Genomic DNA, 24,856 nt, shown 5'->3' with positions numbered 1-24,856 from the left:
GAACCTTCGACCCTCTGATTAAAAGTCAGATGCTCTACCAACTGAGCTAATGGCTCGTAAATGGCTGGGCTAGCTGGATTCGAACCAGCGCATGACGGAGTCAAAGTCCGTTGCCTTACCGCTTGGCTATAGCCCATCGAAATACTTATCTTATTTTCAAAGACAAATGTTATTGTACCATAATGACCAATAAAAAACAACTGCCAATTAGCAGAAGTTAAAATGGCGGTCCCGACCGGGGTCGAACCGGCGATCTCCTGCGTGACAGGCAGGCATGTTAACCACTACACCACGGGACCATTTAATCTTTACATTAATGTCATTTTACTTTTCATTATAATATTATGGTGGAGGATGACGGGATCGAACCGCCGACCCCCTGCTTGTAAGGCAGGTGCTCTCCCAGCTGAGCTAATCCTCCGAAGTGGTGACCCGTACGGGATTCGAACCCGTGTTACCGCCGTGAAAGGGCGGTGTCTTAACCACTTGACCAACGGGCCAATATGAATGGCAGAGAAGAAGGGATTCGAACCCTCGCACCGCGTTCGCGATCTACTCCCTTAGCAGGGGAGCCCCTTGAGCCACTTGGGTACTTCTCTGTATGGCTCCGCAGGTAGGACTCGAACCTACGACCGATCGGTTAACAGCCGATAGCTCTACCACTGAGCTACTGCGGAATAATAAAGACAATTTGTATCTTATAAAAATTCTTATCGTAAGTCAAGAGGTTTTTTCACAACATCTTGTACAAACGTGACATGTTTATAATATACTGGATTGCGTTTTCACTGTCAAGATGTTTTCTTTATCAAGATTAGTTTCCCTTTACACTTTCCGCAGACATATCTTTTTGTATTTATTTGACGCCTCCTTACATATTGAAGTGAGCATTCCATACATTCATACATATAAACCTTTTTGCCCTTCTCTTCATTTATCATTCGTTTACAAAAGCGTGGTGCATCAACTGCCTTTAATAATTCTCGAAAATCCTTATCCCGATGCTTATACCCTCTTCCCGCAATATGTAAGTGATAATGACAAAGTTCATGTTTAACAATCCCAACTAATTCTTCTTTCCCATACATTTCATAATATCGATAATTCAGTTCAATATTATGTGTATTCAACAGATAACGTCCACCAGTTGTACGCAACCTACTATTAAACATTGCTTTATGTAAAAACGGCATTCCGAAATATTGTAGTGATACTTCTTCCACTAGCCGCTGTATTTCTTGCTCATCCATTTTCATTCCTCCTAAACAAAAAAATATTTTTACACTTTTCTCCTCTCTTATACATATATTAAATAGTACATATACCCATCCTCATTCAAGAAGCGTGGTTTCTAAAAACATAGCAAAAATAGAAATCCACTCACCAACCTCTCATCAATAGTACTTTACATTTATGAGAGTAGGATTAAACAAGGAGGGATTCCTATGCCTACATGGCTCAAAAAACAAATGCAACGCGCATATTTTGAAAAAAACCGGTATCAAATTAAATTACTAAATGAATGCTGGTTTTATTATAGCAAAATACATCAAAGTTCCTAATCCATTACACGTTTTATCCTATAAAAAAAGAGCAGTTTCATCTGCTCTCTTCTCTTACTATTCAATCGGCAACATAGATAATGCAACGCGACCTTTTTTCGTATCAATATCATCTACCCATACTTTGACGATTTGTCCGACAGATACAACATCTAACGGATGCTTCACGTATTGTTTGCTTAGTTTAGAAATATGTACTAACCCATCTTGTTTCACACCTACATCAACGAAAGCACCGAAATCAACAACGTTACGAACTGTCCCTTCCAGTTCCATACCACGTTTTAAATCTTCTAATTTCAAAATCCCTTTTTTCAGAAGCGGTTTAGGCAACTCATCCCTCATGTCTCGCTCTGGACTAATGAGTGCATCTATAATATCAACTAATGTTGGTTCTCCAACTCCCGTTTCTTGCGACAACTTAGAAATCTCTACTTCTTCTAAACTCTTTTGTAATTGTGGTTGCCCTACGTCATCTTTTGATAAACCTAGACTCTTTAATAACAATTCAACATTTTTATATTGTTCTGGGTGAATACCTGTACGGTCTAACGGATTTGCCCCTTCTAATATACGTAAGAAACCTATACATTGTTCATATGTCTTCGCACCTAGACGTGGTATTTTCTTTAAGTCTGTTCGTTTTGTAAATTTCCCTTCTTCTTCACGCTTTGCTACAATATTTTTCGCAACAGTTTTTGATAAGCCTGAAACATATTGCAACAACGCAACTGAAGCTGTATTTACATTCACACCGACTTGGTTAACTGCTGTCTCTACTACAAACGTTAATGATTCATTTAATCTTTTTTGAGACACATCATGTTGATATTGTCCAACCCCAACTGATTTCGGATCAATCTTTACAAGTTCAGCAAGTGGATCTTGCAGACGCCTACCAATAGAAACCGCACTTCTTTCTTCAACCTGCAAATCCGGGAATTCCTCACGTGCTAAATCAGAAGCCGAATACACACTCGCACCAGCTTCGTTTACAATAATATAGAAGACTTCTCGTTCCACATTTTGTAATACATCAACTATAAATTCTTCCGATTCTCTAGAAGCTGTACCATTCCCAATCGCAATCATTTCAACTTGATATTTATCTATAATAGAAAGAACTTTCGCTTTTGCATCTTCATATTTACGCACTGGTGGATGCGGATAAATAACATCAATATATAAAACTTTTCCCGTATCGTCTACGATAGCTAATTTACACCCCGTTCTATATGCAGGGTCTACAGCTAACACAACCTTTCCTTTCATCGGAGGTTGTAATAACAAATTACGTAAGTTCTCAGAGAAAATATGTATCGCTTGTTCCTCAGCTGTTTCTGTTAATTCTTTTCGAATCTCCCTTTCAATAGAGGGTTGAATTAATCGTTTATAACCATCCTCAATTGCTAACTTTACATACTGTGCACTTTTTGAATCGTTATCACGAATTACTTTCTTATATAAGAAAGTTACTATCTCATCTACTGGTGGAACAACAGAAACTCTCAATATATCTTCTTTCTCACCTCGATTCATCGCTAATACGCGATGCGGCACGACTTTCTGCAACGGTTCTTCATAACTGTAATACATTTCATATATATTTTTTTCATCTTTCTCTTCATCTTTTACAGCCGAGGACATAACACCTTTTCGAAAAGTAACATTCCGAATCCAACTACGATATGCCGCTTCATCTGAAACGATTTCTGCAATAATGTCTTGAGCACCTTGCAATGCTTCCTCTGCAGATTGCACTTCTTTCTCGGCATTTATAAACTCTATTGCCTTCTGATTCGGATCTTCTTTCGTATATAACAATAACCATTCAGCTAATGGCTCTAACCCTTTTTCTTTTGCAATCGTTGCTTTCGTTCTTCTCTTCTCTTTATACGGACGATATAAATCTTCTACTTCTTGCAACTTTGTAGCTTTCACAATTTGCTGATGTAATTCTCCTGTCAGTTTCCCCTTCTCATCAATAAGACGAAGAACCTCTTCTTTCCTATCTTCAAGCTGCATTATATATTGCCATCTCTCTAAAATTGTACGAATTTGCACTTCATCTAAAGAGCCTGTCCATTCTTTTCGGTAACGAGCAATAAATGGAACTGTGTTACCTTCTTCTGTTAATTGAATAACATGACGAACTTGCTTTTCGGTAAAGCCTAATTCCTTCACTAACATTTTCATTAACGCTTGTCGATTATCTACCATTTCCATATACAACCGTAACCTCCTCTATAATAAAAAAAGTTGCCCTTCAAAGAGAGCAACTTAAACTGCCGATTTAAAAATCTATTAGTCCTAAACTAATTTGTAGCGCTTCATCTACACGAATCATCATCACTTCATCTAAGTGAGTGATTTTGTCCGTTAAGCGCTGCTTATCGATTGTTCGAATCTGCTCAAGTAAAATAACAGAATCTCTCTCAAAACCGTACTTTTTCGCATCAATTTCCACATGAGTGGGTAATTTCGCTTTTTGAATCTGTGCAGTAATAGCCGCTACAATCACCGTTGGACTAAAACGATTTCCGATGTCATTTTGAATGACAAGAACCGGACGAACGCCTCCTTGCTCAGAACCAACAACTGGGGAAAGGTCTGCAAAATACACGTCGCCGCGTTTTACAATCAAAATATTACCCCCCGCTAACTAAGCGTTCTACTGTATGAGCTGCTTCATACTCTGCTAAGAAAGCTTCAGATGCAATACCAAGATTAATTTTTCCCATTTCAATGTACCCACGTCGCATTGATTCATGTTGGTAGCGTTTCTTCGTCTTATGTTGACGCAATAACAGTTGTGTTGCCTGGCAAATTAGTTCATGGCGATTCTTATTCTCTTGTTTTCCAATTCCGTCCAATTCCGTTACCATTTGCTTTGGCAACCGAACCACGATTTCAGTAGTTACACTTGATTCGGACACAAAAATACACCTCCACCGTCAACTACACACCCAAATATATATATATGACACCTATTGTAATAATACCATTGTATGGAGCCTGTTGCAAAGACTTCCTTATTCCTTGCTTATGTTTTCCAATTCACAAACAAAACATTCATATTCTTTTATTTTTTATCTCATTACAACAAGAAACGGAAGAGTTTCCACGTTAAATTATGTTAAAAGTAATGATAAGTAAAAAGCTTCTCGTCAAAAAACGAACTTATTCTTAGCCAACGAAAAGTCCTCTCACATGACAAGAAGCAAATCATACTACCTTCTATATATCATTCAAATAATTGATTACTTCCACAACTTTACCGTTCCGTATAAATATTCTCGGCACACGGAAACTAATCGTTGTAATAATTTCATAATTAATAGTTCCTGAATATTCCGCAACCTCTGTAGCGCTAATATATTCATCTCCTTGCCTTCCGATGAGTGTAACTTTCGTACCAAGAGGCACTTTACAAGGAAGGTGTATCATAAATTGATCCATCGTTACTCGACCCACAATCGGTACCCTTTTACCATTTACAAGCACTTCAAATCCTTGTAATCTTCTAAGCCAGCCATCTGCATAACCAATTGCAACGGTCGCAATCCATTCTTCAGTTTTCGTTCGATAAGTGACGTTATAACTAATTCCATCCCCTTTAATCACCTGTTTAATATGAGCAACTTTCGTATGCAATGATAGCGCTGGTTCTAATTTAAGCGGTAAAAAAGGGCGTATTTCTACAGATGGAGATAACCCATACATCGCAATGCCAATTCGTACTGCATTAAATGTAATCCCTTGAAAACGTAGCGTTGCAGCACTATTAGCTGTATGAACAAACTTAGGATTCACTCCGAATTCTTTCAACCAACTTAACTGCTCCAAAAATGTGTTATATTGCTTATCAAAGTAAGAAGTCTCCACCTCATCTGCTGTTGCAAAATGCGTATAAACTCCTTCCAATTCTAAGAATGGTGCACCTTCTAAGCTTTTTAAAAATCCTTTTAATTCTTTACGTTCACGTATTCCAATTCTCCCCATACCACTATCGAAATTAATATGGTATTTCATCGTAGACGAACCATCCCAAAGTTTGATTGCTTCATCTACCCATTCCTTTTGAAAAACAGTTAATGCTACATCATTTTCAGCAGCTACATTTATATCACGAGGAGGAGAAGGACCTAACACTAAAATCGGCGCAGTAATACCAGCTCTTCGAAGCACTAAAGCTTCATCTAAGAACGCAACTGCTAACCTTGTCGCCCCCGCTTCTAATGCTGTTTTAGCCACCGGTACATAATCGTGCCCATATGCATTCCCTTTAACTACGGCAAAAATTTCTACACCACTCGGGATAAATTCTTTAATATGTGTAACGTTGTTATAAATGGCATCTAAATCCACTTCCACCCAAGTGTCACGGTAAAATGGTGCTTCTTCCATAAATACACTTCCTTATACACGATATGCGAAGCTTATTCTTTTATATGCTTCTTTTATGAAATCCACCCTTCAAACTAAGAAAAGACGTGGTGCACATATATCACCACGTCTAAGAAGTTACTTCACTTGCTTCTCTGTAACTGAACGAGCAACCATTAATAGCTCCTTCGGCTCTAAACCTTTAGACACGAGCATATATTCTACTCCGTTATGCGACCACGTTAAAGAGTCTTTCGTCAATGCTCCAATTGTAAAGCCAAGATCAACCAATTCTCCGCTCACACTTATTGCTGACGAAGCCTCTGCAACTTTTGCCTTTTCTTGTATTAAAGTAAAGGATTTCTTACTTCCAGTGTATGTGAGTATTGCACGCTTGCCACTGTCTGTCTTCAACTCTTTTTCATCTTTCAAAGTCATACCTTGTGGCGTATCACGTGGATATAAAATAGCAAACGGTTTGTCTTCTTTCGCTGTCGTTTGAACATCTACTTGCGCTCTAGACATATTTTGTTTCGTATCAAATGCACCTTTATCAAATTTCGCGTCGAATTTCACTTTAGAGAAATCTACTTTCACAAGAACATTTTGATCATTATCCATTAACTTCACCGAAACTGGCGTTAAATCACTTTTCTTCAACGTAATCTCTTGTCTCGGCAACATGTTTTGATGCTGATAGTTTGTTTTTGTTTTAAAAATATAATGCTTATCTGTTTTTTCAAAAGTAAGGTTTTTCTTATCCTGTAAAATATCTCTCACAAGAGATTCGTATAAATAAGCCTGGCTACTATTTTGCGGCCAATCACTTTGGAAACGGAAACTCTTATTAAGAGCTGGCGTTAATACAAATACTCCTTCTTCATTTCTTAAAATAATTTGACTTTGATCTTTTTTCGCATTCTGCAAATTCACACGATAAAAAGAAGGTTCCTTATGCCATATTTCTACCTTATACTCCTGAGGCTCATTCCCTGTTTTAATAGATAATTTCGCTTCAGCTTGATAGCTTTTCAACCCTTTTACTTTCGCCTCTAAATCTCTCACAACATCATCTTGTTTCTTCTCCATACAACCGGCCAACACAAAAACGGTTAATAAACCGACAAGAACTAAAAACAGACGCCTTTTCATCACTTCAGCCCCTTTGCCCCTATAAATGAATGGAAGATGTACCTTCCTTATCGCTACCACAAATATATGAGACAAAGATATAAAATATGCAGACTAGCGTGACGAGCTTTCTAAAACAACTTGAGCAACAGCAAATTCCTTACTGTGACTAATTGATAAATGAACAATATGCTCTGTACTTGTAATAAGAATCGGCTTGCCTCTATCATCATTTCTTACTTCAATATCTAAAAAACTCACTTCTTTCCCAATACCCGTTCCTACCGCTTTTGAATACGCCTCTTTCGCTGCAAATCTTCCAGCTACAAACTCTGTAAGGCGGCTTCCCTTCAGCCCCTTAGCAACATTACGTTCACTTTCAGTTAAAATACGTTCCATAAATTTAAGCTTTCCATCTATCATTTTTTCAATTCGATTCAATTCAATAATATCGATTCCAATCCCTACAATCATTTCAAAATCCCCTTCTTCTATTTAGCTTTCTTTTTTCATATTGTAAGAATAACAGAGAATCTTTCTGATGCAAAAGGAGTGATACTCACCATATGCTAATACCATCCGCCCGCATTTCCTTACAACCAATCACCATTGCTTTACTTCTCATACAATTAATCATGATTATATTAGGGGATTTTTCCCTCTTTCCTATGGCAGCTTCTAATGAATATATCGCTAAAGGAGAATGGTGGCGTCTCATAACTTCCCTGCTCGTACATGTAGACTTACAACATTTTCTTTCTAATAGTATTTGTTTATTCATGCTTGGCTCTTCTATTGAAAAACAACTAGGGCACTTTTCTTTCATTATTATTTTTTTCCTTTCTGGCATTCTCGGAAATATTTCGTCTTACCTTATTATGCCTCATGAATACATTCATGCCGGGGCATCTGGTGGCATTTTCGGATTGCTAGGTGCACAGTTATTTCTATTGTATAGCCGATATCGTTCTTCCAATCCAAGAGACATCGCTATTTTTTCAATTATGATATGTATATTACTACTATTCACTTTCTTCAATCCCTCTGCCAACCCTATCAGCCATTTAACAGGATTGATCATTGGTGGTATTTGCACCCCTTTATTAATAAAAAAACTCGATGGTGCAGAGCTCATTTAATATAAAAGCTCGCACCATCGACAATTTCCACATCTGTTTGTTCACTTAAATCCCTCATAAGTTGAAATAAAGACTCATCCTTCTTCTTCGCTTCAATCATACAATCAATTTGCGGAACACTTCCTTTTATCTTTTTTAAAAAAGATAAAAAAGTATCTACATTAATAAAGTCCGCATGTGCCCTTGGGTCTTTTCCCTCTCTAGGACTAGAAATGTGCATTTTCACCGGTAACAAAGACGATTCCCACGTATGTACAACACGCGCCCAATCTTCATGCCAATCTTCTCGATCATGATTCATCATATGATGATGTAAATCAAATACAACGGGAATGTCCAACTTTTCTCCTAAATATAATGTTTCCTCGAGCGTAAAAGTTGTATCATCATTTTCTAACATAATCATTTCCTGAATGCCTCTTGGGACGTTAGACCAATTCTCTATAAAACGCTCTAATGCGAGCTCTTTATCTTTATATCCGCCCCCAACATGCATTACACATCGTTGCTTATGTTCAATTCCCATACCTTTTAATAATTTTCTATGCATTTGTAATGTCTTGACAGATTGTTTAAAAATATTCTCCTCGGGTGAATTAAGTACAACAAAATGATCTGGATGAAAATCAATACGCATATTCATTCGAATAGCGTAATCACCTAGCACTTTTAAATTTTCTTTTAAGGGACGAATGTAGTTCCACTCTAACAACTCCTCATGATTCGCTAAAGGAATCAACTTGGAACTAAGTCGAAAAAAGGATATATCATGGCCTTTGTTATGTTTTAATAACCGTAAGCAATTTTCCAAATTCGAATTAGCAATTCTTTCAAGTTTACGAATCGCCGCTTCCCGATCATCTATTTTTTGAAACTGCGCGTACGTCATCGTTTGAGATGGGGATGCGTTTTTCAAATGTACACTCATCGCAACATACCCAAGTCTTACAAGCATGTAGCACCTCATTTCTACACAAGTTATTATGTAGTATGTACAATTACAGAAATAAAAAAAGAGAATGCCGGAAAAGGGCATTCTCTTTTTTGCTATTAAGCTTGTGGCTTACGGCTATGATGTTTTCTTTCGCCGCGTCCGTTTGAAGATCCTGGGCGACCTTGACCTTCTCCACGACGACCACGGTTGCCGCCATCACGATTGCGATCACGGTTACCGTCACGATTACGACCATCACGATTGCGGTCACGGTTACGACCATCGCCACCGCGTCCATCACGACTACGATTACGGTTACCATCACGGTATCCGCCTCCGTTACCGCCGCGTTTTTTAGAACCGCCACCTCTTGCAACAACTGGTGGTTCTGATGTTAAAGCGATTGGAGTTGTATCTGGCTCTTTTGTCATCATTTTTAAAGCAGCAGCTACTACTGTTACAGAGTCGTTCTCTTCTAACATTTCTTCCGCAATACGCTTGTAATATGCTAAGTTTTCATTTTCAATTGTGTTTTGAAGTTTTTCAGCGATTAAACGTTGTTGACCTTCTAGTGCCTCGTCAAGTGTTGGTGCATCCATGCGGTCCATTTTACGTTTTGTTGTACGCTCGATATTTTTTAATTGTCCAGATTCACGTGGTGTTACAAATAGCATTGCAATACCTTTTTTACCTGCACGACCAGTACGGCCAATACGGTGAACGTATGATTCTGGATCTTGTGGAATATCGAAGTTGTATACGTGTGTTACACCTGAAATATCAAGACCACGTGCAGCAACGTCTGTTGCAACAAGAACTTCAATAGAACCTTCTTTGAACTTACGTAATACAGACATACGTTTCGCCTGAGTTAAATCACCATGGATACCTTCCGCAGCATAACCACGTAAATTTAATGCTTCTGATAATTCATCAACACGACGCTTTGTACGACCGAATACAATCGCAAGCTCTGGAGATTGAATGTCTAATAAGCGTGTCAATACATCAAACTTTTTCTTTTCTTGCACTTCTAAATAGAACTGCTGAATGTTTGGCATTGTTACTTCTTTTGCTTTTACTTTAATGTGTTGAGGCTCAGTCATGAAACGCTCAGCAATACGACGGATTGGATCCGGCATTGTCGCTGAGAATAGTAATGTTTGGTGTGTTTCTGGCACATCTGTTAAAATTGCTTCAATATCTTCAATGAAGCCCATGTTTAACATTTCATCCGCTTCGTCAAGAACAACTGTCTCTACGTTTTGTAAGCGAAGTGTTTTACGGTTAATATGATCTAAAATACGACCCGGCGTACCAACAATAATGTGTGGGTGTTTTTTTAGAGCACGAATTTGGCGGTTAATATCTTGACCACCGTAAATTGGTAAGATACGAACGCGTTTATGTTTACCAATTTTGTATAGCTCTTCTCCAACTTGAATTGCTAATTCACGCGTTGGCGCGATAACAATACCTTGAACCGATTCTTTATGTGTATCCACTTTATCTAATAGTGGTAATCCGAATGCTGCTGTTTTCCCTGTACCTGTTTGTGCTTGCCCAATAATATCCTTACCTTGCAATGCATGTGGAATTGTTTCAGCTTGAATTGGCGTAGCCTCTTCAAAGCCCATACTTTCAACAGATTGCAGTAAAGAATCACTTAATCCTAATTCTCGAAATGTTGTCAATGTTACTTCTCCTTTTCTATCCTATACTTATCATTTAAAAAAAGGCGTTTTCCGAATTTGCGGAAAAGCCCTTTTCCTGAATGCTCACGTATATAAACGGGCGTATATTCTTCACGAAAATACTTCTAAACGTTATTACACTTTATCAATTATAAGTTTTGTATGTGTAAAAAGCAAACCCAACTGTTACCTTATTTTCATATTCAGAGGTTTTTTCTTCACTTTTATTTTTTTATATTTACTGTAAGCGCTTATTATAAGTTTCTTCTTTTTTCGTTGCTATCATCCCTATTTATATACACCAATTATTTCAACATCGTAATTACTTCTTCCAATTTCATACCGCGAGATGCTTTTATTAATACAACATCTTTTGCATCGACTACTGCTTGCAACTCTTTTACTAACTCTTCTTTATTATCATAAGCCTTTACACGTTCGTTAGGGAAATTAATTTTCGCTCCTTCAGCAATTTGAGCCCCTAATTTACCATATGTGAACACATAGGAGATTTTTGCTGGATCGATTAATTTACCTACCTCATAATGAAACTGTACTTCTTGATCTCCAAGCTCTAACATATCGCCGAGAACAACAATTTTTTTAGAGAATCCATCTAAACCATTCATTAGGTGGAATGCTGCTTCCATAGCTGTTGGACTTGCATTATAAGCATCGTTGATAATTGTTAATCCACTATTTGTTTTTACAATTTCCATACGCATGCCTGTCATTTGAAGTGTTACTAAACCTTCTTTCATCTCTTCCCACGTTACACCAAAATGTTTCGCAATTGCCATAGAAGCAAGTGTATTATACACATTGTGTTTCCCTAATACCGGTAGATAGAATGAAATGTTTTCTTCTCTATTCATTTTAAAGTGTGTCCCAGTTGCTTGTAACGTTACAGTCGTTGGATAGTAATCATTTGCTCTAGCATCACCAAACGTAACTGTTTCAGCTATTAAATTCATTTCAGGAACACGATTCGTTAATAATGGCTCATCTCCGTTATATACGAACACTCCACCTTCTTGTAATCCTGTCACAATTTCTAATTTCGCTTCAGCAATTGCCTCGCGAGAGCCTAAGTCCATTAAATGCGCTTCACCAATGTTCGTAATGATAGCTGCATTTGGACGAGCTAACTTAGATAAGAATTCAATTTCCCCACGGCTTGACATTCCCATTTCTAATACAGCTACTTCTGTATTTTCTTCTAAGTTTAAAATAGTAAGAGGTAGCCCGATATGATTATTGAAGTTTCCTTCTGTTTTTTGAACTTTGAATTTAGTCGCAAGAAGACTTGTTACAATATCTTTTGTAGATGTTTTACCGTTACTACCTGTCACACCAATCACTTTAACATCCAATTGGTCGCGATAATTTTTTGCTAACATTTGTAATGCTGATAGCGTGTCTTCTACAAAAATAACCGGAAGATTCTCAGGTGGATTTGCTACATCTTTCATCCATAATGTCGCCACAGCTCCATTTTCAACAGCTTTATCTACAAAAGCATGTCCATCGAAACGTTCACCTTGAATCGGAACATATAAGTTTCCTTTTTCGATTTTTCTCGTATCAATAGACACTCCTTGTATAGTAATTCCCTCATACTGCTCTGCTAATCCCGTACCATTTGTCATTTGTTCTACTTGTTTTAACGTTCGATTTATCATAAAAACACTCCTTACATAGAGGAAGCACTATTCCTTCGAATAGTGCCTCCTCCTTTTTTTGTTAGATTGTATATTTAATTTTTTGTTTTTCTTCGTGACGCTCCATTGCTAAACGAATTAGCTCTTCAATTAATTCTGGATACGGTAATCCAGTATGTTGCCATAGTAGAGGGAACATACTAAACGGCGTAAATCCTGGCATCGTATTCACTTCGTTAATGTATACTTCTCCATCTTTCGTTAAGAAGAAATCAGCTCGCGTTAAGCCAGCACCATCTAACGATTGGAATGCAACAATCGCATCTCGCTTAATAACATTAGACTCTTCTTCTGTTATTTCAGCTGGAATAATTAACGCTGTATCACCATCGATGTATTTCGACTTATAATCATAGAAGTCTTTTTTAGGTACGATTTCACCTACAACTGAACATTTCGGTTCATCATTACCTAGTACACCAACTTCTACTTCACGTCCAACGATATTTTCTTCCACAATAATTTTACGGTCAAATTGGAATGCCTCTTCAAATGCATTCTCAAGTTCTTCACGATTTTTACACTTATTAATCCCAACACTTGAACCAAGGTTTGCTGGTTTTACGAAGCAAGGGTAACCTAATACTTCTTCTACTTTTTCATATGCTATTTCACGATCTTTTTCCCATGCACTACGAATAAATGATGCATATTTTGCTTGTTTCAATCCAGCTTCTGCAAAGATGTTTTTCATAACAACTTTATCCATACCAGCAGCAGATGCTAGAACACCATTTCCTACATAAGGAATATTCATTAATTCTAATAATCCTTGTACCGTTCCATCTTCACCATTTGGTCCATGTAGTAATGGGAAAATAACGTCGATAGCATTTTCCTCAGCATTTGCAGATGGAATGATTTCTGTGCTTAATGATAGCGGAGAAATCGCATTTTCTGCACCGCTCATTTTTAGAACTTCAACATCTGTTACTTCACCTTCAATACGCTCACCGCGTACCCATTGACCTTGTTCTGTAATATAAATTGGATGAATCTCGAATTTATCTTGATTTAATGCTTTAATAGCAGCAAGAGCCGTTTGTAGCGAAACTTGATGCTCAGCTGATTTTCCACCATATAATAAACCTAATTTAATTTTTGTCACTGAAATCACCCTAACCAATTGTTTTCATTTTTCTATTTTAGCACTTTTTATAAAAATAGGTAGTTCCTATTTGAAATAAAATGCAACTTTCACAAATAATTAAATGACACCACTTATTGGTTTTCTATACTTTTTCCACTTAAATTTCTTCATAAATATATAAAGTGAAACTTTAATCAGTGGGGGGGCTTCATCCCCTACTGATTATTAGTTGAACCAATCGGACTTTTATGGGCAGTTGATCCCCCACCTAAATTCCTTGCTTTCGCTGAATTTTGAGGTGAGGGTCTTACTGCCCATTAAAGTGGGATAAAATTGTAAACCAATCTAGTTATGTACCTAAAATATGTAGAAATCCCTGTTTTGTGTATGTCATCTAATTATTAAGAAGATTGTTTGGTTAGCGTGCCTTTTTGCCTTTGTTCAACGAGACGGTCTAAAGAAATATATACAATACCTGCAACTACACAACCGACAGCTAAAATTGTAAATAGAAAGTGGCCAAGTAATCGGTCTAATAAAAAACCTCCAAGAAGTGGGCCGAATGCACTTCCTGTAATCCACTGCAAACTTGCAGCTCCCATATAAGTCCCCCTCAAATGCTCAGGAGCCAAATTCGCTACAAACGTCATCTGTACAGGCGACATAATCATCTCACCTAACGTATATATGGCATATACAAACAGTAAAGTTATTAAAATAATCGTAGCATTTGTATCAAGTCCTCCAAACCACTTCGGTAACCACCCTATGAAAAATAACCCAATCCCAAACAAACATGCACCATATAACATCGTCTTTCCGACAGGTTTATCTGTGGCCCATTTTGAAATTTGAAATTGGAACAACACAACTAATAGTCCGTTTAACGCCATTAAATATGGGTATGGATTGTTAGTTCCAAAAATATCTTTCATTTCATTATCAAAGTGCAATGGCAACATACCTTCTGTTTGAGAAAATCCCATCGAAATAATGATACCTGCTAATAAATAAATCATGAGTGCCTTATCTCGCAATACAATTTTCCATACTGCTCCTGATTCCTTTTCGTTATCCTCTTCTTTATTCGCACTCTTTGGCATTGTCTCTTGAATAAGAACGAATACAAGCAATGCATAGAATAACATCGTAGACGAGGCAATAATAAACACAAGGTTCTTCGACAACATAACTACTGAAGCCCCCATTATCGGGCCAATTGCAGCACCTATATTATGCCCCATCCGCAACAAACCATATGCTTCTGTTCTTTTTTCTGGCACTGTTACATCCGCAACCATCGCTGATGCAGCTGGATGAAATAGCGAATTACTTAACCCTAAAAAAATTGATAAAATCGCATACGGAATAAATCCTTCTATAAATAAAAAACCGAGCATTAATAATGCATTACTCACCATCGAAAATATCATAATCGGCTTTCTTCCATATATATCAGCGATTCTTCCCCCTATAATGGATCCAAAACTCGCAGCAATTGGAGAAAGCGCCATAATAACTCCAACCTGTAATAATGAATCTACCTTGTCTTTTAAATATAATGCAAAGAAAGGCATCAACATCATCATTGCAATTCCATTTAACGTCTCACCAATAAACCGAATCCATACGTTACGGTCCATCTCCCTTAATTCACGCCACGTATTCTTCATCATTTCACCCCTTTAGTTCACCAACAATTATCTTATAATAGATTCAGAAAAAATGTAAATTTTCAAATAAAAAATCCATTCCAACAGAATTAGAATGGATTTTCCTACTTATAAATTTGCTACATCGTCTTCGTCTTTACTATTATTTAAAGCACTATGTTTTCGGCTATATAAAAAGTAAACCGCAATACCAATAACCATCCATACGCCAAAACTAATCCAAGCCGTTCCGGATAATTGAAGCATTAAGTATAAACAAAAAATTACTGTTAACGCTGGTAAAAACGGTACAAACGGCGCCTTAAATGCTCTTGGTAAATCAGGATGCGTTCTTCTCATTACAATAACAGCTACAGCTACAAGTGCAAAGGCTGATAAAGTCCCCATATTTACAAGATGCGCTAACACATTTAAATCTATTAATCCTGAAATAAGTGCTGCAATAATTCCCGTTGTCCACGTATTTAAAAACGGTGTTTTAAATTTCGGGTGAACTTTAGCAAGACGTTTCGGCAACAATCCATCTCTACTCATTGCATATGAAACTCGTACTTGCCCATACATCATAACTAACATTACTGTTGTGATTCCTGTAATTGCGCCTACTGAAATTACTCCCGCTAAACTATCTTGTCCAATAAATTGAAGTGCAAAAGCGACTGGATCTGATATATTCAACTGTCCGTATGGAACAATTCCTGTCAAAATAAGCGAAACGATAATATAAAGAGCCGTACAAATTAATAAAGATGCAATAATACCAATTGGTAAATCACGTTGTGGACGTTTCACTTCTTCTGCTGCCGTTGAAACTGCATCAAACCCTATGAATGCAAAGAACACTGTAGCAGCTCCAGCCATTACACCATCTAAGCCAAATGGCATAAAAGGCGTCCAGTTTTCAGGTTTCACATAATTAAAACCAGCAAAGATAAAAATAAGAACAACCGCTAGTTTAATAAATACCATAATATTATTTACACGTGCACTTTCACGAACACCCCTAGATAAAAGAACCGTCATCACTAAAATAATTAGAACTGCTGGCAAATCAATTATTCCACCCTTTCCTGTACCAGGGGCTGAGGAAAGGATGGTAGGAATATGAATTCCAAATCCCTTTAATAAAGATTGGAAGTACGCGGACCAACCATTTGCCACAGCAGAGGTTGCAAGTAAATACTCAAGCATTAAGTCCCATCCAATTAAAAATGCGAATACTTCTCCCATCGTCGCATATGTGTACGTGTACACACTGCCTGAGACAGGAACTGAAGAAGCAAATTCAGCATAACAAAATGCAGCAAAGGCACATGCTAACGCGGCTATCGCAAATGATAATATAATAGCTGGTCCAGAATGTTTCGCTGCTACCACGCCCGTTAGAACAAAAATACCCGTTCCAACAATTGCCCCGATTCCAAGCATCGTTAAATCTAGTGCGCCCAATGTTCTTGCTAACGTCTTTTGTTTACTCTCTTGCATTAACTTTGCAATAGGCTTCTTTTGAAAAATTTGCTTCATAGCATGCTCCTCCAAGTTTTAAATTTTCTGAAAATTTTTAATTCGCTTTTTTATTTTACTCATAGTACTTTCCCCAGTCAATACTTTTGTCGAAATAAGTAGAAACTCTTATGAATATGCACGATTTTTATCATTCTTTCTATATATCTTTCTATAACTTTCTTTGGTATTATTATACATGTCGATTCCATGAAAGAGGCATGCTCCGTTATTGAGCATGCCTCTTTTTACTTATTTCACAGTATATGATCCCTCTTCAATCCAGCTATACATATATTTTTCATCTTCTGTTTCATGTGCTTGTTTTACAATACGAAGCGGACGGAATGTATCTATCATAACAGCTAATTCAAGCGTTTCTTTTTTCCCTATACTCGCCTCTGTTTTCCCAGGATGTGGCCCATGAGGAATGCCGCTCGGATGAAGTGTAATAGACCCTTCCTCCACACCTTTTCGGCTCATAAAGTTACCTTCTACGTAGTACAGTACTTCATCACTATTCACGTTACTATGATAATACGGGGCCGGAATAGATTCTGGATGATAGTCGTATAAACGTGGTACGAAAGAGCAAATAACGAAATTGTGACCCTCGAACGTTTGATGTACTGGAGGTGGCTGATGAATACGACCTGTAATTGGTTCAAAGTCCTCTACATTAAAGACCCACGGATATAAATAGCCATCCCATCCAACTACATCTAACGGATGGTGTCCTAAAACATGTTTATGCATATACCCTCGCGACTTTGTCATTACGACAAACTCACCTTTTTCATCATACGTCTCTAATTTTTCCGGGCCACGAATATCTCTCTCACAAAACGGACTATGCTCTAACAATTGTCCATACTCATTGCGATAGCGACGCGGTGTTGTAATTTGGCTATTCGCCTCTACAACAAGAAACTTAGTCTCTCCTTCATCAGGAATAACACGATAAATCGTTCCAATTGGGATTGTTACATAATCGCCTTTTCGATAGTGAATCGTTCCAAACATCGTTTCAATTTTCCCTGTTCCGTAATGAACAAATAACATTTCATCGCCATCACCATTACGGTAGAAATAGTCCATTTTTTCTGTTGGAGTCACTACTCCAATTAATAAATCCTCATTCCCAAGCATAAAGTTTCTTCCGCTTACTGCATCGCCAGTTTTTTTATTTTCTTTCGTGCGAAAATGACGATGAGCAAGAGCTACATCTTCTTCATACTGCAACTGACAAGAATGAGATAATGCCGCATGCCCTACTTCCGTTGGCATATAATGATGGTACAAAATAGATTGCGTACCAGAAAAACCTTTTGTTCCCATTACCTGCTCACGATAAAGCGACCCATCTTTTTTACGGAATTGTACATGTCGTTTATGAGGTAGCTCCCCCATGTGACGATAAAACATGCCCATCACCTGCTTCCCTTTCTATTTTGACCGTATTACGTAATGTACCTAAACCAGTAATCGTAAGTTCTACCACATCACCATCTTGTAGCCACTCTTCTGTGCCTAGTTCTAAAATGCAACCTGTTCCTACTGTTCCAGAACCAATCACATCGCCTGGATATAACGTAACGTCTTCCGAAGCACGTTCAATCATTTCAGCAAATGTATAGTAAATATCTCGGAAGTTCCCTTTTGATAATAGCTTTCCATTTACATGAGCAGTCATCTCTAACTCATAACGGTCACCATTACGATAAATATCTAGTTCCTCTTTCGTAACAAGGTACGCTCCTAATGAAGTTGCAAAATCTTTTCCTTTCGCTGGACCAAGTCCTACCTTCATTTCTGTTGCTTGTAAGTCCCTTGCACTCCAATCATTCATAATACAATAACCAAAAATATATTCCTCTGCTTGCTCACGAGAAATATTTCTTCCTTCTTTCCCAATTACGCAAGCAATCTCTAACTCATAATCAAGTTTTTTAGATTTCTTCGGACTAATTACAACATCATCTGGACCAATTACAGCACGATGGTTCGTAAAATAAAAAACCGGGATATCGTACCATTCAGGTACAACATCTAGCCCTCTTCGGCCACGAGCTGTTTTTACATGCTGTTCAAACGCGTAAAAATCCCGAATACTACTCGGATTAGGAATTGCCGCTGCTAATTGTACTTCTTCTAAGGAATATATGCCCTTTTCCGGATTCTTAATATTACGCAATATCTCTACATACTCATCCGCTTTCTCTAAAAAGGCGAACATAGAAGAAGGTAATTTCCCACCACTAGCAAGATTCATATCAATTACCTTGCCACCTTCAAGCCATCCAGCTCGCATTTCTTTCGAAGGAAGACGAAATGTAACGAATTTCATCTTGATTCCTCCCTATGAAAATGAAATTTCCACCAACAAAGGAGTTTTTGCTGGTGGATATAAATTTTATAAATTTCCGCGACGCTCTTGTTCTCTTTCAATCGATTCGAATAACGCTTTAAAGTTTCCTTCTCCAAATCCGCGAGAACCTTTACGTTGAATGATTTCAATAAATAAAGTTGGACGATCTACAATTGGTTTCGTAAAAATTTGTAGTAAATAGCCTTCATCATCGCGATCTACTAAAATCTTTAATTCTTTTAACTTATCAATTTCTTCATCAATTTTTCCAACTCGTGCAGTTAATTCATCGTAATAAGTATCTGGTGTATCTAAAAACTCCACACCATTTGCACGAAGAGCTTCCACTGTTTTAACAATGTCATTTGTTAGTAATGCAAGATGCTGTACACCTGCTCCATTATAGAATTCTAGATATTCTTGAATCTGTGATTTTCTCTTTCCATCTGCTGGTTCGTTAATAGGGAACTTAATACGACTTCCATTTGTCATAACCTTCGACATTAATGCTGAATACTCTGTACTGATATCATCATCATCAAAATGGATCATTTGTTTAAAGCCCATAACGTTCTCGTAATAACTAACCCACTCTTCCATCTTTTCAACATTACCAACTACATGGTCTACAGCAATTAAACCTGACTCTTCAAATGGAATATCAAACTCTGCCTTTTGGAATCCTGGCATAAATGTTCCTTTATAATTTTTACGCTCTACAAGCGTATGAATTGTATCACCATACGTACCAATAACTGCTTTTTTCAATGTACCGTTCTCATCTGTTAACTCTACAGGCGGAGCAATTGCGACGGCACCACGTTTCACTGCTTCTGAGTATGCTTTATCAACATCGTCAACAAGTAATGCCACATCTTTCACGCCATCACCATGAGTCTTTACAAACTCTGCAATACGATTGTCACTACTTAAAGCCCCAGACACAACGAAACGCATATTTTTTTGCACAAGAACATAAGATACTTTTTCACGATTACCAGTTTCTAATCCAGAGTAAGCCACAATTTTGAATCCGAATGCTCTCGCAAGATAATAACTTGATTGCTTTGCATTTCCTACGTAAAATTCCAAATGATCTACATCACGTACTGGAAAAAAGTCCTCCATTTGTGCAGCTAGCGTATCCATAGATTTTTGTTTCATAAAATCCTCATCCCCCTGTAAATAGATTAAATGGTTCATACTTAAAACCAACCGAAAACGCTTCCAACATCAATTAATAGAAATTAGTTAGCAAGCTAACAAATTCTGACCTTTAAAATTTTCTATCTTTTCTGTCAAATTCCTCTTTTTTTCTTACATATAAAATTCGACTTTTTTCTCTTTAAAATAAAGGGGGCTATTCATACTTGAAGGGATATAGAAGAAAAAATCAAAAAGACCCCAACATATTAATTACTTACTAATATGCTAGAGTCTTTATTTTTTTTGAATGATTGTATTTATATGTCTCATACTAATACTTTTGCAAGGAATAGAATAAATGATGTTAATACTACCGCTCCACCTAATGATCCTAATAAATCTGTTTTTGTTACTTGTAACACTTGTTCACTGTTCATATTCCTCATTCTCCTTTCGTTTTATAGGATTTAAAACCTCTATTACACTAATACACTTGATAGAAATACGATTAATGCTGTTAATACTACCGCTCCACTTGCTGATCCTACGAAGTCACCTTTTGTTACTTGTAATACTTGCTCCTTCATGTTTTTCATTCTCCCTTCATTTGTTTTTTGTTACAAAATTTCTATTATACTAATACGCTTGATAGAAATACGATTAATGCTGTTAATACTACTGCTCCACTTGCCGATCCTACGAAGTCACCTTTTGTTACTTGTAATACTTGCTCCTTCATATTTTTCATTCTCCCTTCTTTTTTCCTTTGTTACAAAACTTCTATTATACTAATACGCTTGATAGAAATACGATTAATGCTGTTAATACTACTGCTCCACTTGCCGATCCTACGAAGTCACCTTTTGTTACTTGTAATACTTGCTCTTTCATATTTTTCATTCTCCCTTCTTTTTTCCTTTGTTACAAAACTTCTATTATACTAATACGCTTGATAGAAATACGATTAATGCTGTTAATACTACTGCTCCACTTGCTGATCCTACGAAGTCACCTTTTGTTACTTGTAATACTTGCTCTTTCATATTTTTCATTCTCCCTTCATTTGTTTTTTGTTACAAAACTTCTATTATACTAATACGCTTGATAGAAATACGATTAACGCTGTTAATACTACTGCTCCACTTGCTGATCCTACGAAGTCACCTTTTGTTACTTGTAATACTTGCTCTTTCATATTATGTATCCTCCTTTTTTAATAAGTTATCTATATGTAATTTCTAAGAAATGTTTATTTCATAGTTTTTATGTTGACGTTACATTAAATTTAATAACGTAACGTTTGTAACATTAATGTAACATAACTATTGTTACGTTGCAATATAATTACGTGAATTTTATTACACTTTTTTTACGTTTTTTTATAAACACCCTTAAAAACCTTGTTTTAATGCATTTTCTACTACCTTCATGTTTGTAACATTCATGTAATATTACAGTCATATAGCGAAACATCCCCATATCCACCTCTACTTTTGTTACAAATTAACATAAACCTTTCATGAATAAAGTGGAATCTATCCAATTCTTACTGATAGTTTATGAGAGGTAAAATCCAATCTTTCCAAGATAAGTTTGTATGTTTCCTTCATATAACTATGTATAATAAAAACAAAGAGGTGGTCATTTTGAAATTAATCGCATTAGATATGGATGGAACACTACTATCATCTAGTCTTGAAATCTCCAAAGAGAACTTACAAGCTATCCAAACTGCAAAAGAGGCTGGTCATATAGTCATGATTTGTTCTGGTCGTGCAAAAGAGGATGCTTTGAAATTATTGGAAGAATATAAACTATCTCTTCCAGTTGGAGCGAGCAATGGGGCAATTGTTTATGTGGATGGAAAAGTAATTAACTCGCGTTGTTTACAAAATGATAAAGTATACAAGCTTGCAAAATTACTAGAATCTGAAGGTTTTCCTTATAAGCTATATACGAATAAAGGAGTTTATTCTCCATATACATGGCAAGATCAAGTCATGCAAGCGTTTGAAGAGAACAAACATGCACTAGATGTTACGCTTGAGGAACTTGAAAGAATTACAGAAAAACAAAAGAAATCAAACTTAATTATTGATTTCCAAAAAATCGAAGATGTTGTAAATAATCCTGAGTTAGAAATATCTAAATTCTTCATTTTGACATTTAATGCAGAGCATCGTGCACAGCTATTAAGTATGTTACAAGAAGACACTGATATTATGGTTACAGCATCTGCTCCTACTAATTTAGAAATTATGGATAAGAATGGACATAAAGGAAATGGACTGAAACAAATGGCAACCCATTTTAATATACCAATTGAAGATACAGTTGCTATCGGTGACAATTTTAATGATGTACCCATGTTACAAGTAGCTGGTTTATCAGTGGCAATGGGAAATGCTGAAGAAGATGTAAAAAAACTATGTGATGTTGTAACATTAACAAACAATGAACATGGTGTTGCTCATGCAATCGAGCAATTTGTATTGAAACAAGCTTCATCTAGTAAATAAAAAAAGGACTCTTTCTATTTGAAAGAGTCCTTTTCTTTTATACATGATGACAAGCAACAAAATGCTCCTCACCAACATTACGAAATTCAGGTACCGTTTGTTTACAAATATCTGTTGCAAACGGGCAGCGTGTATGAAAGCGACAACCTGAAGGTGGGTTCGCTGGACTTGGAATATCACCCTCTAATATAATTCGCTCTCGCTTCACTGTTGGATCTGGTATTGGCACAGCGGATAACAATGCTTTTGTATACGGATGAAGCGGATTTATAAATAACTCATCACGTGGCGCTGTTTCCACAATCGTTCCTAAATACATAATTCCAATCTTCGTACATAAATGCTCTACTACGCTTAAATCATGTGAAATGAATAAATATGATAGGCCCTTTTTCTCCTGTAACTCACTAAATAAATTAATGATTTGCGCTTGAATAGATACATCTAGTGCTGCCACAGGTTCGTCAGCTACAATAAATTCTGGATTTAATACCATAGCTCTTGCGATAACGATACGTTGACGTTGTCCACCAGAAAACTCATGAGGGTACCGATCGATATGATATGGAGCTAAGCCACATAACTCTAATACTTCTGTCACCTTCTCACGAACATTTTCTTTCGTCGCTAATCCGTGAGCTAACATCGGCTCACCAAGCGCTTCCCCAATTCTCATTCTCGGATTTAATGAGCTAAATGGATCTTGGAAAACAAGTTGCATATTAGGACGATGTTTTCTCAATTCTTCCTTAGATAAAGAGTGAACATCTTGCCCTTTAAACTTCACTTCCCCTTCCGTTTTTTGAACGAGACGTAAAATTGTTTTTCCTATCGTCGTTTTTCCGCTTCCCGATTCACCAACGAGGCCGAATACTTCACCTTTATTAATAGTAAAACTTACTCCATCAACTGCTTTTACATGTCCAACCGTTCTACTAAATATGCCGCCTTTAATTGGAAAATATGTTTTTAAGTTCTTTACTTCTAATAATGGTTCACTCATTGTTCCGCACGCTCCTCATATAACCAGCAAGCAACTTTATGATTCTCATCATGTAGATTCAAACTTGGCACTTCTTCTTTACATATTTCCATACAATGCTCGCAACGACCACTAAAGTAGCAAAACTCATCCAAACCAACTAAATTAGGAACTTGCCCTGGAATAGAATATAGTTTATCTATTCGTTTACCCATCACTGGTTTTGATTTCAACAAACCTTTCGTATACGGGTGCTTCGGATTTTGGAATATTTCTAGTACTGGTGCTTCTTCAATAACTTCCCCGCCATACATAACGACAACGTAATCCGCCATTTCTGCTACGACACCTAAGTCATGTGTAATTAATAAAATCGATGTTTTAAATTCTTCTTTCACTTGTCTTAATAGATCCAATATTTGAGCCTGAATTGTAACATCAAGAGCCGTTGTCGGTTCATCCGCAATTAATAACTTCGGATTACAACTAAGTGCAACAGCAATCATAATACGTTGTAACATACCACCACTTAGTTCGTGTGGATAAGAATGGACGATTTCATCCGCACGAGCTATACCGACTTTACGAATTAACTCAATCGCCTTCTTATATGCTTCATTTTTACTAAGCAGTTCATGCTCCCTTAACGTCTCTACAATTTGTTCCCCTACAGTAAAGACTGGATTTAGCGATGTCATCGGTTCTTGGAAAATCATCGCAATATCATTCCCTCGTAAACTACGAAGCTCTTTCTCTTTCATTCCTAAAAGACTTTTTCCTTCATATAAAATATCTCCACCTACTACACTGCCTGATTCAGCAATAAGTCCCATAATAGATAAAGCCGTTACACTTTTCCCGCAACCAGATTCACCTACAACACAAACAGTTTCACCTTCTCGAACTGTAAAACTAACATGATTCACAGCTTTTACTGTTCCTTCTTCTGTCTGAAAGTGTGTTTGTAAGTCTTTCAACTCTACTACCGCTTTACTCATATTCCCTCAC

General features: G+C 36.9%; 27 protein-coding genes and 7 tRNA genes (1 of these 34 running past the window's edge). 3 read left to right on the top strand and 31 right to left on the bottom strand.

Annotated elements, in window-relative coordinates; translation table 11 throughout:
• From BGI23_RS01420 to BGI23_RS01385, 8 genes are all read right to left on the bottom strand, one after another.
• Positions 1-56 (bottom strand) — tRNA-Lys (locus BGI23_RS01420); it reaches 17 nt to the left of the window's first position.
• A gap of 5 nt (positions 57-61) precedes the next feature.
• Positions 62-136: transfer RNA gene (locus tag BGI23_RS01415), tRNA-Gln, on the bottom strand.
• 87 nt (positions 137-223) lie between these two features.
• Positions 224-299: transfer RNA gene (locus BGI23_RS01410), tRNA-Asp, on the bottom strand.
• 46 nt (positions 300-345) lie between these two features.
• Positions 346-421: transfer RNA gene (locus BGI23_RS01405), tRNA-Val, on the bottom strand.
• Between the two features lie 4 nt (positions 422-425).
• Positions 426-500, bottom strand: a tRNA-Glu gene (locus BGI23_RS01400).
• Between the two features lie 8 nt (positions 501-508).
• A tRNA-Ser gene (locus BGI23_RS01395) sits at positions 509-599 on the bottom strand.
• Positions 600-602: 3 nt separating this feature from the next.
• A tRNA-Asn gene (locus BGI23_RS01390) sits at positions 603-677 on the bottom strand.
• A gap of 114 nt (positions 678-791) precedes the next feature.
• On the bottom strand, positions 792-1,250 hold the full coding sequence (locus tag BGI23_RS01385) for a SprT family protein (protein ID WP_000344246.1): 459 nt from the start codon (positions 1,248-1,250) through the stop codon (positions 792-794).
• A gap of 195 nt (positions 1,251-1,445) precedes the next feature.
• On the opposite strand from BGI23_RS01385, the gene cmpA reads away from it, so the two are divergent.
• On the top strand, positions 1,446-1,562 hold the full coding sequence (cmpA, locus tag BGI23_RS01380; protein ID WP_001143642.1) for a cortex morphogenetic protein CmpA: 117 nt from the start codon (positions 1,446-1,448) through the stop codon (positions 1,560-1,562).
• A gap of 57 nt (positions 1,563-1,619) precedes the next feature.
• Here cmpA and BGI23_RS01375 read toward each other — a convergent pair whose 3' ends face one another.
• The 6 genes from BGI23_RS01375 to acpS form a co-directional block, all read right to left on the bottom strand.
• Positions 1,620-3,788 (bottom strand): Tex family protein, encoded by a 2,169-nt coding sequence (locus BGI23_RS01375; RefSeq protein ID WP_070805102.1) that lies wholly within the window; start codon positions 3,786-3,788, stop codon positions 1,620-1,622.
• Between the two features lie 67 nt (positions 3,789-3,855).
• Positions 3,856-4,206, bottom strand: coding sequence for a type II toxin-antitoxin system endoribonuclease NdoA (ndoA, locus tag BGI23_RS01370; RefSeq protein ID WP_000635963.1), 351 nt, complete (start codon positions 4,204-4,206; stop codon positions 3,856-3,858).
• A gap of 4 nt (positions 4,207-4,210) precedes the next feature.
• A complete protein-coding gene (locus BGI23_RS01365) occupies positions 4,211-4,498 on the bottom strand; it encodes an antitoxin EndoAI (RefSeq protein ID WP_000004570.1) in 288 nt (95 codons plus the stop codon).
• A gap of 301 nt (positions 4,499-4,799) precedes the next feature.
• Complete coding sequence (alr, locus tag BGI23_RS01360; RefSeq protein WP_000390609.1) at positions 4,800-5,969, bottom strand: alanine racemase; 1,170 nt, start codon at positions 5,967-5,969, stop codon at positions 4,800-4,802.
• A 117-nt stretch (positions 5,970-6,086) separates the two neighbouring features.
• Complete coding sequence (locus tag BGI23_RS01355; protein ID WP_025388382.1) at positions 6,087-7,037, bottom strand: LolA family protein; 951 nt, start codon at positions 7,035-7,037, stop codon at positions 6,087-6,089.
• A gap of 156 nt (positions 7,038-7,193) precedes the next feature.
• A complete protein-coding gene (gene acpS / locus BGI23_RS01350; protein ID WP_000635037.1) occupies positions 7,194-7,553 on the bottom strand; it encodes a holo-ACP synthase in 360 nt (119 codons plus the stop codon).
• Positions 7,554-7,645: 92 nt separating this feature from the next.
• On the opposite strand from acpS, the gene BGI23_RS01345 reads away from it, so the two are divergent.
• A complete protein-coding gene (locus BGI23_RS01345) occupies positions 7,646-8,218 on the top strand; it encodes a rhomboid family intramembrane serine protease (RefSeq protein ID WP_000906920.1) in 573 nt (190 codons plus the stop codon).
• On the opposite strand, the gene uvsE is transcribed toward BGI23_RS01345, so the two are convergent.
• The 15 genes from uvsE to BGI23_RS01270 all read right to left on the bottom strand — a co-directional run bounded on the left by uvsE (position 8,211) and on the right by BGI23_RS01270 (position 21,542).
• A complete protein-coding gene (gene uvsE, locus BGI23_RS01340; RefSeq protein ID WP_070805101.1) occupies positions 8,211-9,173 on the bottom strand; it encodes a UV DNA damage repair endonuclease UvsE in 963 nt (320 codons plus the stop codon). The genes BGI23_RS01345 and uvsE overlap by 8 nt on opposite strands.
• Positions 9,174-9,268: 95 nt before the next feature.
• The gene (cshA, locus tag BGI23_RS01335; RefSeq protein ID WP_000206582.1) at positions 9,269-10,846 is read right to left on the bottom strand and encodes a degradosome RNA helicase CshA; all 1,578 of its coding nucleotides are present in this window, start codon (positions 10,844-10,846) and stop codon (positions 9,269-9,271) included.
• A gap of 305 nt (positions 10,847-11,151) precedes the next feature.
• Positions 11,152-12,528 (bottom strand): UDP-N-acetylmuramoyl-tripeptide--D-alanyl-D-alanine ligase, encoded by a 1,377-nt coding sequence (murF, locus tag BGI23_RS01330; RefSeq protein ID WP_000610682.1) that lies wholly within the window; start codon positions 12,526-12,528, stop codon positions 11,152-11,154.
• A gap of 61 nt (positions 12,529-12,589) precedes the next feature.
• Positions 12,590-13,675 carry a D-alanine--D-alanine ligase gene (locus BGI23_RS01325; protein WP_070805100.1) on the bottom strand — a complete coding sequence of 362 codons (1,086 nt, stop codon included), beginning with the start codon at positions 13,673-13,675 and terminating at the stop codon, positions 12,590-12,592.
• A gap of 383 nt (positions 13,676-14,058) precedes the next feature.
• Positions 14,059-15,330, bottom strand: coding sequence for an MDR family MFS transporter (locus tag BGI23_RS01320; RefSeq protein WP_070805099.1), 1,272 nt, complete (start codon positions 15,328-15,330; stop codon positions 14,059-14,061).
• A gap of 108 nt (positions 15,331-15,438) precedes the next feature.
• On the bottom strand, positions 15,439-16,854 hold the full coding sequence (locus tag BGI23_RS01315; RefSeq protein ID WP_070805098.1) for a branched-chain amino acid transporter BcaP: 1,416 nt from the start codon (positions 16,852-16,854) through the stop codon (positions 15,439-15,441).
• A 231-nt stretch (positions 16,855-17,085) separates the two neighbouring features.
• Positions 17,086-18,258 carry a homogentisate 1,2-dioxygenase gene (locus tag BGI23_RS01310; protein WP_000499913.1) on the bottom strand — a complete coding sequence of 391 codons (1,173 nt, stop codon included), beginning with the start codon at positions 18,256-18,258 and terminating at the stop codon, positions 17,086-17,088.
• Entirely contained in the window at positions 18,224-19,180 is a 957-nt protein-coding gene (locus tag BGI23_RS01305; protein ID WP_070805097.1) for a fumarylacetoacetate hydrolase family protein, read from the bottom strand. Before BGI23_RS01305 ends, BGI23_RS01310 begins: the two co-directional genes overlap by 35 nt.
• Positions 19,181-19,246: 66 nt before the next feature.
• Positions 19,247-20,365 (bottom strand): 4-hydroxyphenylpyruvate dioxygenase, encoded by a 1,119-nt coding sequence (hppD, locus tag BGI23_RS01300; RefSeq protein ID WP_000810913.1) that lies wholly within the window; start codon positions 20,363-20,365, stop codon positions 19,247-19,249.
• A 308-nt stretch (positions 20,366-20,673) separates the two neighbouring features.
• The gene (locus BGI23_RS01295; protein WP_001984893.1) at positions 20,674-20,793 is read right to left on the bottom strand and encodes a DUF3948 family protein; all 120 of its coding nucleotides are present in this window, start codon (positions 20,791-20,793) and stop codon (positions 20,674-20,676) included.
• Between the two features lie 33 nt (positions 20,794-20,826).
• Entirely contained in the window at positions 20,827-20,943 is a 117-nt protein-coding gene (locus tag BGI23_RS01290; protein WP_001984868.1) for a DUF3948 family protein, read from the bottom strand.
• A 35-nt stretch (positions 20,944-20,978) separates the two neighbouring features.
• The gene (locus BGI23_RS01285; protein ID WP_000664237.1) at positions 20,979-21,086 is read right to left on the bottom strand and encodes a DUF3948 family protein; all 108 of its coding nucleotides are present in this window, start codon (positions 21,084-21,086) and stop codon (positions 20,979-20,981) included.
• Positions 21,087-21,130: 44 nt separating this feature from the next.
• The gene (locus tag BGI23_RS01280) at positions 21,131-21,247 is read right to left on the bottom strand and encodes a DUF3948 family protein (RefSeq protein ID WP_001984868.1); all 117 of its coding nucleotides are present in this window, start codon (positions 21,245-21,247) and stop codon (positions 21,131-21,133) included.
• A gap of 35 nt (positions 21,248-21,282) precedes the next feature.
• Positions 21,283-21,399: a DUF3948 family protein gene (locus tag BGI23_RS01275; RefSeq protein WP_001984868.1), complete on the bottom strand. Its 117-nt coding sequence runs from the start codon at positions 21,397-21,399 to the stop codon at positions 21,283-21,285.
• A 35-nt stretch (positions 21,400-21,434) separates the two neighbouring features.
• Entirely contained in the window at positions 21,435-21,542 is a 108-nt protein-coding gene (locus BGI23_RS01270) for a DUF3948 family protein (RefSeq protein ID WP_000664237.1), read from the bottom strand.
• A 451-nt stretch (positions 21,543-21,993) separates the two neighbouring features.
• On the opposite strand from BGI23_RS01270, the gene BGI23_RS01260 reads away from it, so the two are divergent.
• The gene (locus BGI23_RS01260) at positions 21,994-22,866 is read left to right on the top strand and encodes a Cof-type HAD-IIB family hydrolase (RefSeq protein WP_070805096.1); all 873 of its coding nucleotides are present in this window, start codon (positions 21,994-21,996) and stop codon (positions 22,864-22,866) included.
• Positions 22,867-22,903: 37 nt separating this feature from the next.
• Here BGI23_RS01260 and BGI23_RS01255 read toward each other — a convergent pair whose 3' ends face one another.
• Positions 22,904-23,869 carry an ABC transporter ATP-binding protein gene (locus BGI23_RS01255; protein ID WP_001294511.1) on the bottom strand — a complete coding sequence of 322 codons (966 nt, stop codon included), beginning with the start codon at positions 23,867-23,869 and terminating at the stop codon, positions 22,904-22,906.
• Entirely contained in the window at positions 23,866-24,846 is a 981-nt protein-coding gene (locus BGI23_RS01250; RefSeq protein WP_070805095.1) for an ABC transporter ATP-binding protein, read from the bottom strand. The genes BGI23_RS01255 and BGI23_RS01250 overlap by 4 nt, the downstream gene beginning before the upstream one ends.
• Positions 24,847-24,856: the final 10 nt, after the last annotated feature.

The sequence above is a fragment of the Bacillus sp. ABP14 genome (genome assembly GCF_001831375.1).
Taxonomy (GTDB): Bacteria; Bacillota; Bacilli; order Bacillales; family Bacillaceae_G; genus Bacillus_A; species Bacillus_A paranthracis.
This window is presented reverse-complemented; position numbering and strand designations above follow the sequence as displayed.